At 68.9% G+C, this 12,299-nt stretch carries 2 protein-coding genes; both read right to left on the reverse strand.

The annotated features are described in order from the left end of the window. A complete protein-coding gene (locus tag ACQEU1_RS21735) occupies window positions 1-6,207 on the reverse strand; it encodes an RHS repeat-associated core domain-containing protein (RefSeq protein WP_433204577.1) in 6,207 nt (2,068 codons plus the stop codon). Window positions 6,208-6,248: 41 nt separating this feature from the next. Beyond that, window positions 6,249-12,260 (reverse strand): LamG domain-containing protein, encoded by a 6,012-nt coding sequence (locus ACQEU1_RS21740; protein ID WP_433204580.1) that lies wholly within the window; start codon window positions 12,258-12,260, stop codon window positions 6,249-6,251. Window positions 12,261-12,299 lie beyond the last annotated feature (39 nt).

Raw genomic sequence — 12,299 nt, forward strand, 5'->3', positions numbered from 1 at the left:
CTAGCGACCGCTCATGTACTTGAGGATGGCCGTGAAATTCTCCCTGCTGCTTCCGGAGAGGCTGAACGATACCTGGGCGTTGGCGTACTGGCCGACAATTGCGGCGCACTCGTGGTTCTTCATCGAGCACGGCACTCGCTCGGAGTAGATCCGGGTGACCGAACCCTTGTCCACCCCTTCCTTCTCGATAAGCGCATTGATCAGTTCTTCGGAATGCGGACCCTTGTTGCCCGCGTTTTCCATGAGGATGTGCCGGAACCCCGAACCGGTGTCGATCTCGAATACCGCGATGTTGACACCGGGACTCGTGGGCTTCTGCAACCTGTGCTGGACCGCCATCTGCGCCAGGTCATTGCCACCGAGTGGTACCGGCCCAAGGCAGTTGCGGTTGTGCACCAGCAAAGCAACCAGGCCGGCAACCACGTAGTAGGTGTGGATGGACTGCACGGTGAGGTTGTAGGTCCGCATGAACGTGGTCCTGTGCACCGTCGCAGCGAGAGTCACCGCGCTCCCGTCCGGCGCCTGGAGCTCCTCGCCCTGCTTGAGGTCGCCAGCTTCCACCCAGCCACCTCGGGTAACGCTGTAAATGAGGTGGTGTGCGGTCGCGGTGATTTTCTCCGCGCCATCCGCGAACGAGAGATCGACGTATTCTTTGTCCTCATCGGTGACGTAGACAGCCGCGACCGTGTTCGACTGGACAGAGGTGTCGCCAGGATTGCTGTTCGCGACTTCGTCACCGACCTCGATCTCATCGATGCGCTTGGTCGAGCCGTCGGCCATCAGCACGGCCGTATCGCCGTCGAAGCTGTTCAGGCAGGCCTTGGCCAAAGCCTCGACGCCCCTGAGGCCCTTGCCCGCGTTGCCCAGGCCCTTGCTGCCCACCACGGTTTCGCCGACGACGACCACACCGAGACCGACAGCAGTCCCGTAGTCCTCGTTCTTGACCGCCTCGACGATGGGGTCGACGGTGGCGACGATGCTCTGCACGAGCACGCCCTGGGGGTTCTTGCCGAACGTGATGACGCCGCCCTTGACGGTGGCGATCGCGTTGTCGCACTTCTCCAGGTCGATGGTGAAGTCGAGGCTCATCCGGCACGACCCGAGGAAGTCCACCGCGTCGACGATGCCGTGGTACGCGTCCTTGGCCGCTTGCTGGACAGCCTTGTCGCGCTGGGCGCTGTAGTTCTTCTGCGGTTTCTGCGGCTTCGGCACCGCACCTGCCGGCGCGTCGGAACCCAGTATCGGCGTGTAGTGCTCCGTCGCTCCCTGCGTGCCGCACGGCCCGTCCATCATGCAGGCCTGCGCGAGCAGGCCGGACGGGTCGCTCAACGTGATCGGCGAGTTGTTGCTGTACGCGTAGCCGTTCCACTGCTGGGGGCTGGAGCCGTCCATGATCGGGTCGACGGAGATGAACCTGCCGATGGCCGGGTCGTACTGCCGCGCTCCAACGGAGATGAGGCCCGTCGAGGCGTCGATGGTGCCTCCCACGAAGCCGCGTTCGCCGGGGAACGGGTCCGCGGTGCCGCGCGGGGCCCCGAACGGGAGCTGGCGGCGGCGGTCCACCTTCAGGGTCGCCTTGTCGACGGCGATCTGCGCGGTGCCCTGGTGGTCGGCGGCCAGCCAGGTGATCTTCGTGGTGCCCTCGCGCATCGCCACGACCTGGCCGCCGTGGCTGTAGTAACGCGTGACGGTCGGCTTGGTCGCGTTCTTGACCAGGCGAAGCTCCTGGCCCCCGAGGTAGAGGGTGGTGGCGTCCGGGTCCTTGCGCAGCAGGCGGGAGCCGTCGGCGCCGTAGACGAACTCCGTCTGCTTCGCCGTTCCCTCGGACACCTTGGCCAGCCGGCCCAGGTCGTCCCAGTCGAGGGTCTGGCCGACGCCGGTCAGGTTGCGGGTCTTCGTGTTGCCCGACGCGTCGTAGGTGAAGCTGTCGAGCGTGGTCACGCCCGGCTTGACCGTCTTCACGGACTTCAGCTCGTGGCCGCGCGGGTACTCGTACGTGCGCGTCGTGTCGCCGCCGGCGGCGTGCTGCACCTCGGTCTTGCGGTTGCCGGCGGGGTCGTAGGTGTAGGAGTGCCAGTACGGCGCGGGGCCCGCCAGGCTGACGGTGGCCGGCTCCGTCTCGCAGGCCGTGGACGGCGTCCAGGCCTCGGTCAGCCGCTGGAGGTGGTCGTAGCGGAAGCACTGGCGATCGAGCTTGTCACCCGCCAGGGCGTCCGTCACGCCGAGGACGTTGCCTGCCTTGTCGTAGGAGTACCTGATGTCGGCCTGCATCGGCGACGTCACTTCGGCGTCGACGATGTAGCGGTCCATGCGGCGGTTGTTGACGTCGTAGTAGTACGACAGCCACGTGCGGCCGCCGGCCTTGCCGAGCTGGAGGCGCGAGCGCTCGCCATAGCGCGTGTACGTGCTCGCGGTGACGTAGTCGTCCTTGCCGTTGGTGGTCGTCGCCCGGCCGAGGTCGTCGAAGACGTACTTCATCGTCTCCGCGGCCAGGCTGATCGACGGCACGGCCGGGTAGGACTCGCCCTGCAGGCTGCCGTCCGGGCCGTAGCTGTAGAACGACTTGTACTCGCCGCGCAGCGCGCCCTCGAAGTCCGGGATCGTCACCGAGGTGCTCTTCGGCTGGCCGAGGCCGTTGTAGCTCTGCACCGCGGTCTTGTAGGCCTGGCCGCCGGTGTAGCTCGTCGCCGAGGCGGGCAGGCCGACGCCGTTGGTCGCCGTGTCGTACGTCTGTTCGCGCAGCACCGTGGAGCCGTTGCGCACGCTCGACGGACGGCCGATCACGTCGTAGGCGAACGTCAGCGTCGTGTCGCGGTCGTCCGTCGACGTCACGACCTGGTCGGCGTTGTTGTACGTGAACAGGGTCGTGCCCTTGTCGACGTCCTCCGACTTCTCCAGCCGGCCGAGCAGGTCGTACTGCCACTTCCAGACGTTGCCTGCCGCGTCCTTCGTGGAGGCGAGTTGACCCGAAGGCGTGTAGGCGTACTCGGTGCGCTCGAAGTCGTTCAGCTGTGCGTTGCTCTTGTGTTGCAGCAGAGCGGTCTTGCGGCCGCGGGCGTCGAAGATCGTCGTCGTCGGCGTGCCGCCCTGTGGTGGGCTGACGAACGCCCGGTCGCCGTCGTAGGTCGTCGACGTGACGTTCACGTGCGGACCGGCGGTGCTGGTCGTCTTGACCGGCCGGCCGACGTTGTCGTACTCCGAGGTGGTGAAGCCGGGCAGGTCCGCCTCGGACGCGATCACGATCGAGTTGTCGACCGGGCTGTTGTTGAAGAACGGCTGCGTGACCCTGGCCGTGCGGCCGTGGGTGTCGTACCGCGTGTCGACGATGAGACGGCCGCCATCTGCGGGTGTCTGCACCTGCCGCACCCGGTAGAGGCCGTCGTAGAGGGTCTTGGAGGAGATCTCACGGCCGTTGGGGCCGATCGTGGTGGCCGTGACGACGGTCGGTCCGTCCTTGCGGACGTCGTAGGCGTACCTGGCGCTCGGGTCGTTCGGGTAGTCCGACTTGGGCCGCAACGGGTTCCACGAGCGCACGGAGCGGCCGAGACCGTCGTACTCGGTCGTCGTGACCAGCGGGACCGCGTTGGCGTCCGAGGTCTGCAGGACCGCGCCCCAGGCCGGTTCGTAGGTCGTGGTCGCCTTGTGCCCCAACGCGTTGGTGGTCACCGCCTTGGTGAGCGGACCACCGGCCGCCGGTGTGTGCTCCACTGTGGACGTGTGGTCGAGCGCGTCCGTCGCGGTGGTGATGCGGCCGTGCACGTCGTACCCGAGCGTGGCCTTGGTGATGTAGTCGGGTGCGGCGGCGGGACGGCTCTTGGCGACCTGCGCCTTGGTCACGTTGCCGCGTTCGGGGACGCCGCCGAAGTCCCCGCCGTCATAGGCGTTCCTCGACGCCGACACGGCGTGACCGGGGAAGACGGCCGTGGCCTCGCAGTTGACCGACACCGTCTCGGACTCGTTCGGCAACGCCATCAGCCACTTGCCGGCGTTGCGGGCGTACGTCCGCGTCGTGCAGAGGTCGTCGGTGTCGGTCGACAGGTCGCCGCGGTCATCGGTCTCGGTGGGCAGGCCGTACTGGTCGACGGTCGTCTTGACCCTGGTGTGGCGCCAGTCGCGGTCCTTCAGCGCCGTGTAGGTGTCGGTCGTGCCGCCGCCCAGGAGGTAGGCCTTGTAGATGCCGCGCTTGGCGGTCGGGCCCTGCCAGTCCGGGGTGTTGATGACCTTGGAGACGACCTTGTCGGACTCGCCCTCGTAGGTGACGGTCTCGTAGGAGAGACCGGCCAGCCAGTCGTGGTCGTCCCGCACACCTCCGGCCGAGTCGGTCAGCTTGCGCGGGGCCGTGTCGCCCTTGTTGCCGTCCATGCCGCGGTAGAAGAACTGCTCGGTCTTGGTGACCGGGGCCGCGGCGACACCCGGCTTGCCGGTGAGGACGCGGACCTTGCCGTAGCCGCGGTAGTCGTTCCAGGTCTTCTTGTCGTCCTTGACGAACTCGGACTGGTCGAACCGCCAGGCAGCGCCGTCGACGTACTCGTACCGGACGAACTGCTCGGTGTTGATGCCCGAGGCGTCGGACGACGTGACCGAATCGACGACGTACTTGTGGAAGTAGTCCTCCGTCTCGGCGAAGTCCTTCTTCCGCCACGTCACCGGGTAGCAGCGCAGGGTGTTGGACTGCGCGCTGGCGGGCAACGTGTTCTCGCTGCAGTTCGTGTCCGCGTACCTGATCGTCGTGACACCGCCGGACTCGGTGACGATCGCGTTGATGCGGTAGCGGTTGATCGAGTACGCGCTGGAGTTCTTGGGCACGCGGTTGTTGAGCAGCTGGCCCTCGAACGTCACCTGCGGCAGGTCGACCGCCTGGCCGACGTGACCGGTGTGCTTGATGCCCTTGAGCCACAGCGCGGCGCCGTTGCCGTCCCTGGTGTCGGGGAACTGGTGGTCGAGCGTCCACGAGTCGACGTCGCCGTAGCTGCCGTCACCGCGCCGCACCTTCGTGGTGACCTTGTCGAGGCGCTTGGTGGACCAGAAGGTGGGCGACCAGTGGTCGCGGCAGGTCGCCGCGTCGCACTTCTCCTCGAGCGGGACGTCGGGGAAGTTCTCCTTCGAGGTCTGCGAGCAGTTGCTGCCGGGAACGCACCGCTCGGCGGCCGTGAAGACGACCTTGCCGCTCGCCGGCGCCTGCACGTTCTCGTTCAGGCCGTACTCGATGTTGTCGAGCGTTCCGCCGCGGGTGTAGGTGACCGAGGCGTCCTTCATGTTCGAGCTGTACTTGTTCTTCTCGGCCACGTAGTTGTAGAGGATCACGTTGCCGTTGCGGTCGATCGCCTTGTCGAGGTTCCAGCGCCAGCCCTGGTCGCACGACGACTTGTCGAACGACGTCTTGTCGTTGCACGGCTCGTTGTCGTCGTCGCCGAACACGGGGACGGTCCAGGTCGACTGCGACTCCGGGCGGGACCCGAAGAAGTACTGGGTGCCGTCGACCGTCGTGATCTTCCAGTGCTCGCGGTCCGCGTCCCCGTTCTCAGGGCCGGACGGGCCGGTCATCCGTTCGATGCGCGCGGCGTTGTCCGACTTCTGCCGCCACTTCGACGGCTCGTCGTCGTCCTTGATCAGCTCACCGCCGCCACCGGGGTAGGAGGCGGTGGCGTTGTCGCTGCGCCAGCAGAGGTCACCGACTCGCGGGGGCGTCTTGCCCTCGGTGTCGTCGAGGCAGGCGCCGTAGGTGCGCTGGATGAATCCGGCGCCGAGCGACCAGCCGTCGCCGGCCCAGCCCGCCTGGTTGTTCGTCGCACTCGTCCGTCCGTCCACGAGGGACGACCGGTAGGACAGACCGACGGAGGGCACGAACCCTCCCGGTGCCGGAGGTACCCGCATCGGGTACGACCAGCTGAAGTCACCGCTCTGCGCGGAGACGGTCCACGTCCCCGAGGGGTTCAGCGGAGTCGCGCTGAACGAACCCCCGCCGTCCGGTCTGCCACCGGTGCTCGGCGGCTGGTCGTTCTTCAGGGCACGGGTGGTCGCCTCGTCCGGGTTGCGGGACTGGCGGGTCTCCGCGGTGACCGAGACGGACGAGACGTCCGGCAAGGGGACGGAGGGGGAGCCCGCGGCGAAGGCCGTGGGCGAGTCGGTCAGGTTGACGGCGGTGACGAGGAGGGAGACCGCGAGAGCTGTCGCGATGCCCCGGAACGTGCGCGTGTTGGAGCGCATGGGTCCTCCAGACCTGGTGCAGGAGAAGGTGATCGCGTGACTCAGGCGGCCGGGATCGTCGCGCGGGTGCGGATCTCGGCCTCGGTGAGCAGGCCTCCGTAGGAGCGGACCTCGTCGATCACGCCGGTGAACTGCTCACCGAACGCGCCGCGGTCCTTGCCGTGTCCCATCGTGTAGTTGCCGTCGCTGCGCCACGGCATGACCGGCGTGCTGGTGCCGGACAGCTGGCCGTTGACGTAGAGCCGGAGCTCGCCGCTGACCCGGTCGTACACGCCGGCCAGGTGCACCCATTGGCCCACCACGGCTTCCTGCGCGGACAGCGCGTGCACCAGTGGTGCCTGGTCGTCGTCGCGGGTCGGCACGTTGAACGACCAGCGCTTGGACTCCGGGCGGTACTGGAGCGCGACGGCGTTGCGGCGCTGGCCGGGCTGGGCGAAGACGGTCTGCACGCCGGTGCCGCTCTCGAGCTTCACCCACAGCGCGACGCCGAAGCCGTCGGCCATCTCGAACGCGCGCAGGCCCGTGCCCCTGCCCGTGCCGTCGAAGCGCAGCGCCTTGCCCTTGCGCCCGTCGACGAACGACGTGCCGCCGGTCAGGGTCGCGTGGGTCTTGCGCCACGTCGAGTCGTTCGCCGTGCCGTCGTCGAACGACCAGTCGGCCTGGGTCACCAGCGGGACGTCGTCGTGCACCAGTGCGACCTCGGTGTCGGACAGCGCCCTGCCGTACAGCTTGACCTCGTCCAGCACGCCCGGCAGCAGGCCTGCGGGTGCGCCGTTCTGCTTGCCGCGCCCCATCGAGAGCGGACCGGCGGAGGCGGGGATCGTCACCCCGGTCCTGACCGCGGACAGCCTGCCGTTGACGTACAGCCGCAACTGGGTGATCTCACCGGGGGTCGCGTCGTAGACGAGGGTCACGTGGTACCACACCAGGGCCAGCGCCCGTTCCGGCGCGACCAGCACCGTCTCCGGCGAGTTGTCCGCGTCGGTCCGCTGCGGCACGACCACCGCGAACCGCTCGTCCGCCGGGCGGAACTGGAGCTGGAAGGCGCTGTTCCTGGTGCCGTCCTGCCCCACGAGCACCCGGTTCCCGGTCGGGCCGCGGTCGGCGAACACCCTGGCCGACACCGAGAAGCTCTGCGCGGTGTTGAGCGCGGGCGTCGCGGTCTCCGCGTAGCTCGTGGTGCCGTCGAACCGGGTGGCGCCGACCTTGCGGCCACCGACACGGGACGTGGTGCCGGTGAGCGCGGCGGTGCGGGCGTTGGCGGTGGAGTCCGCGGCGGTGTTGACGCCGGTCGGCTCGTCCATCGCCCAGTAACCCTTGTCCGCCACCGGAAGCGTGGCGGGTTCGGTCAGCGCCGGGTACGAGTCGTGGAGGGCGCGCACGCGGTCGCTGTCCAGCGCTCCCGTGTACACCCGGACGTCGTCGACGTTGCCCGGCCAGAACTCCGCGGGCTGACCGCCCACCTTTCCGCGGCCGATCTGGAGACCGCCGCTCGCACGCCACGCGGTGTCGAGCGCGCCGTCGCCGACGCGGTCACCGTTGACGTACAGCCACGTCGTCCTGCTCTGCTTGTCGTAGACACCGACCAGGTGCACCCACGTGTTGAGGTCGGACGGGATCACCGAGACGGCGGCCTTGGTCACGCGGGCGTCCGCCGCGTCCGACTCCGGCATCTCGAAGATCCAGACGCCGTCCGGTTCCTGCGTGCGGTGCAGCGTGTGGCCGAGCCGGAACTTGCTCGTCTGCGCGCCGTCGAGGCTGACCGCGTCGAGCTGGCACCGGTCCTGCGCGCAGTCCTTGTTGGACAGGTACACCCACGTGGACACGGTGAAGCTCTCGTCCGTGCGCAGGTCCGCGCCCGTGGTCGACACCGAGTCGTCCACGCCGTCGAACTGCGCCGCGGTGCCCACCCTGCCGGGCGCGAACGTCGTACCGGGCGAGAGCGTTCCGGTGCGCGCGCCGACCGAGTCGGGCACGGTGCCGTTCTGCGTGCTGTCGAACCGGTACTGGTGGATCAGCGAGAGATCGCGCCCGGCCAGTTCCCGCACCTCGTCGGCGCCGAGCACCCGGCTGTAGGTGGAGACGTCGTCGACCGCACCGGTCATGTGGTCGAGCTGCGCGCCACCCCACTGCCCCCGGCCGATCTGCAGCCTGCCCGCACCCCAGTTCGGCACCGGCGTGTGGGACTGCGTCGCGACGATCACACCGTTGACGTACAACGCCATCTGCTTGGCCGACGCGTCGTACGTGGCGGCGAGGTGCGTCCACACCCCTTGCTGCACAACGGAACCGATGATCCGGTCGTGCACGGTACCGCCGCCGTCGACGTCCTGGCCGAACATCGTGAACGCCCAGTGGTTGTCGGGCGTCGCCTGCACCTGGAAGGCGCTCGTGCGGGCGCCGTCCTGCGACACGACGGACGGGTAGCCGCCCAGCTTGTCGATCCTCGCCCAGGCGGAGACCGAGTAGTTCCGCGCGACGTCGACGACGTTCGGGGCGCTGACGTGGCTGCTCGTGCCGTTCAGGCTGACCGCGAGGTCCTTCGCGCCGGGCATCGTGCTCTGCCCGCTCGTCCAGTCCGGCCCGTTCTCGAGCCGCGCGTCCCTGCCGCGCCCCGACGTGTCGGTGACGTCGCCGTCGAGCTTCCACTCCCCCGTCTTGACGTTGTCGCGGCTGACGATCTCCGCGATCTCGCTCGGGGAGACGATCCTGCTGTAGACGCGGACCTCGTCCACGACACCGTCGAGGAACCCGGTCCGGCCACCGGACCACTGGCCCGCGCCGACGACGAACGTGCCCGTGGTGTCGCGCGGGGCGACCGTCGCGGCGGCGCTGACGACCGGCGTACCGCCGTCGACGTGCAGCGTGGCCTTCTTCGTGGTGGCGTCGAAGATCGCGGTGAGGTGAGTCCACTGACCGACCACGACCGAGTTCGCCGGCGACTCCGCGAGCACGTTCCACGCGACGTCACCGTCGGCCTTGGTCATGCCGAACTGCCAGCGGCCGTTCTGCTCGCGCACCACGAACCCGCTGCTGGTGGTGCCGTCCTGGGACAGCACGACCTGAGTCGCGTCACCGGTGGACTTCTTGTCCAGCTTGACCCACGCGGTCGCGGAGAAGCTCCGGTCCGTGCGGACCGCGGGACGACCGGTCTGCGCGAGACCGGTGGTGCCGTTCAGGTCCAGGCCACCGTTCACCGCGGCGTTCTCGACCAGCGACGCACCGTCCGACAGCACCGCCATGTCTCCACCCTGGACGGCGTTGCGCGCGGTGGTGCCCTCGATGTCGTCGAACTTCCAGTACCCGGCCTGCACCCCGTCCCTGCGGACCTCCGCCTGGACCTCGGTCGCGGTCAGCGCCCGGTCGTAGAGCCGGACCTCGTCGATCATGCCCGGCCAGTGGTCGGTCGGGGTGGAGCCGCCCCAGTAGGTCTGGCCGATGCGCAGCGGGCCCTCCGCGTGCCAGTCCGAGAACCGGCGGTTCGCGGTGCCGGCGAGCTCACCGTTGACGTAGAGGGACATCTTCCTGGCCGGCGCGTCGAAGACACCGGTGATGTGCGTCCACGTGGAGAGCGCCGGCGGGGCGCCGTTGCTCGACGCGAAGTCCGTGTCCGCCCAACCGGTGTTCGACATGCCGAACGTCCAGGTGCCACCGTTCTCCGGCCGGTACCAGAGCACGAAACCGGGGTAGCTGCCCGTGCCGGTGCTGTTGGCGTCCTGGCTGACGATCGCCCGCGTGTAGCCCTTCGAGTCGAGGTACGCCCACGCCGACACGGAGAAGCTGTCGTCCGTGCGGAGCACGTTCGGCGCGGTCGCGTTCGGCGCCGGCGTGCCGTTGAGCTTCAGCGCGGAACCGACGGCACCCGGCGCGTAGCCCGCGCCGCCGTTCAGGACGCCGTGCTTGCCACCGAGGTACGCGGTGTCCTTCACGTCCCCGTCGAGCGAGTACTGCGCGAGCGGACCGTTGCCGGGACGCACGTAGAGGTGCAGCACCTTGGGCGGGCTGAGGTTGCCGCCGCGGTCGACGCTGCGCACGTACAGGTCCTGCGGCCCGTCACCGGGTGGTGCGATGCGGACGCTCGCGGCACCGCCGAGCTTGTCGGCGTCCACCTTGGACTGAGCGGTGTCGTCCCAGCCGTAGCGGAAGTGGTCGACGTCCTCGACACCGTTGGACTCGAAGTAGAAGAGGCCCGCGACACCGACACCACCGCGCCAGGTGTTGTCCTCCTGGTAGGCGGCGCTCTTGACGATCGGCTGGCTGGCCGGCGCGACCCGGTCGACGACGAACGCCGTGCCCCGGTACTCCGGACCGTTGTCGAGGTCGTCGTTCGCCCTGACCCGCCAGCGGACGAGCTTGTCGTGCTTGTCGGTGAGGTCGATGGCGGTGATGTGGGTCTGCCCGGACGCGAGCGGCGAGCCGATCTGCGCGGGGTCCTCGGGACCAGCCTCGTTCGGGGTCTTCGGGTTGCCCCGGTTGACGACGGCGACGTCCTTGACGGCGTGCCCGTCGTTGTCGGTCATCCGCGTGCGGACGAGGAGCGAGGAGTCGTGCAGGTACGGCAGTCCGCCGCAGTTCTTGCACGCCGCGGGGATCACGGGCTCGGTGCTGACGAACTCCGGCTCGTTGGGCGGGGTGTTGTAGTTGATCTTCAACTTGGTCCTGGACGGGTCGAACTTCCGCCACGCGTTGACGTCGTCCATGTCGTCCGGCGCGAGCATCACGGTGGTCGTGGTGCCCGGCCTCAGCGCGCTGCCCGCGGGGAACGAGATGTCCTTGTTGGACCGGCAGTTGTCGCTGTCGACGGGCACGCTGATCGCATTGCCGATCGCTCCCGTCCAGGGCTGCTGGTTCCAGCTCGTGCCGGTCCCGACCGCCTCCGAGTTGTAGATGTGGAAGTCGCGGTTCTTCGCGCAGTCAGGACCCCACACCACCACGCTGTTGAGCCAGGCGGAGAGGTTCGTCTTGCCCGCGAGGAAGTCGGTGTTGAACTGGAAGTAGGACTTCGTGCGCAGGTAGGACTCGCCGTACGCCCGACCGGCTCGCGCGGTCGTCGTGCCCTGCAGCCACGGCCTGGTCTCCGCCTGGGAGTCGGCACCGTTCCAGTGCGTGCTGTTCGCGACGCGCGAGTCGTTGTCGTTCTTGTAGACCGTCGTCCACCCGGTCTTGTCGAGGTTCGCCTCGTTCAGGCTCGGGTCGATGACGATCGGGAACGTGGCGTCGGCGCTGGTGAGCAGCTTCTGGTCCGGCACGAGCGTGAGCGCGCCGGCGGAGATCTCCACGCCGACGTCGGCCCTGGGCGTGCCCGGCTTCGAGTCCCACATCAGGGACTTCGGCGAGGTGAAGACGGCCTTGCCGGCGGAGTCGGCGGCGACGATGCCGCCCTCCGGCGTCGTGCTCACCGTCAGGTTCTTGGTCTCGAGCCCGAACGTCACGCGGGCGAGATCGGGGTTCTTCGCCGCCTCGGGCGTGTTGACCACGAGGTACTGGCTGTAGCCGTCGACGCCGGCCGCCATCTTCAGGTCGACGCCGGGCAGGACGTTCTCGTAGGTGGCCACGTGGCCGTCCATCCGCGGCTCGGGCAGAGCACCGCTCCAGCGCAGCGCGAACTCGGAGTCCTTCGAGGTCATCCGCACGAGCGCGGCCTTGTCGCCACCGCCGGAGAGCGCGAGGTCCGCGCTGATCGCGTTGGGGGTGACGCTCCCGTCGGGCCTGCGCTCGAGCGAGGCGTCCACGGGCGCCCAGCCGTCCCCGCGCCGGACCCGCGTGGTCACCGCGCTGATCTCGGCGGTGGTGGTGCCGTTGGGCTCGGCGAAGAAGGACTTCTTCTCGTCCCGCATGCTCCCGATCTCGACGCGCGAGCCCTGCAGCTTCGCCGCGGCGAACGCGGCCACCGCGTCCGGGGCCTCGGCGATCGGCACGACCTCCGGCCGCGGAGTGCCCGTCGAGGCCACCACCGCGGCGACCACCGCGGCCGACACGGCGACCAGCGCCACGAGTCTGTATCTGGACGCGCGCAGGCCGGAGCGGCCCGCCGCGGAGCGGCAGGTGAACATGGTCTTCCCCCCAGAATGTGGTCGGGGCCTCCCCGCGGG

It is taken from the genome of Lentzea sp. CA-135723, assembly GCF_050936595.1.
Lineage (GTDB): Bacteria > Actinomycetota > Actinomycetes > Mycobacteriales > Pseudonocardiaceae > Lentzea.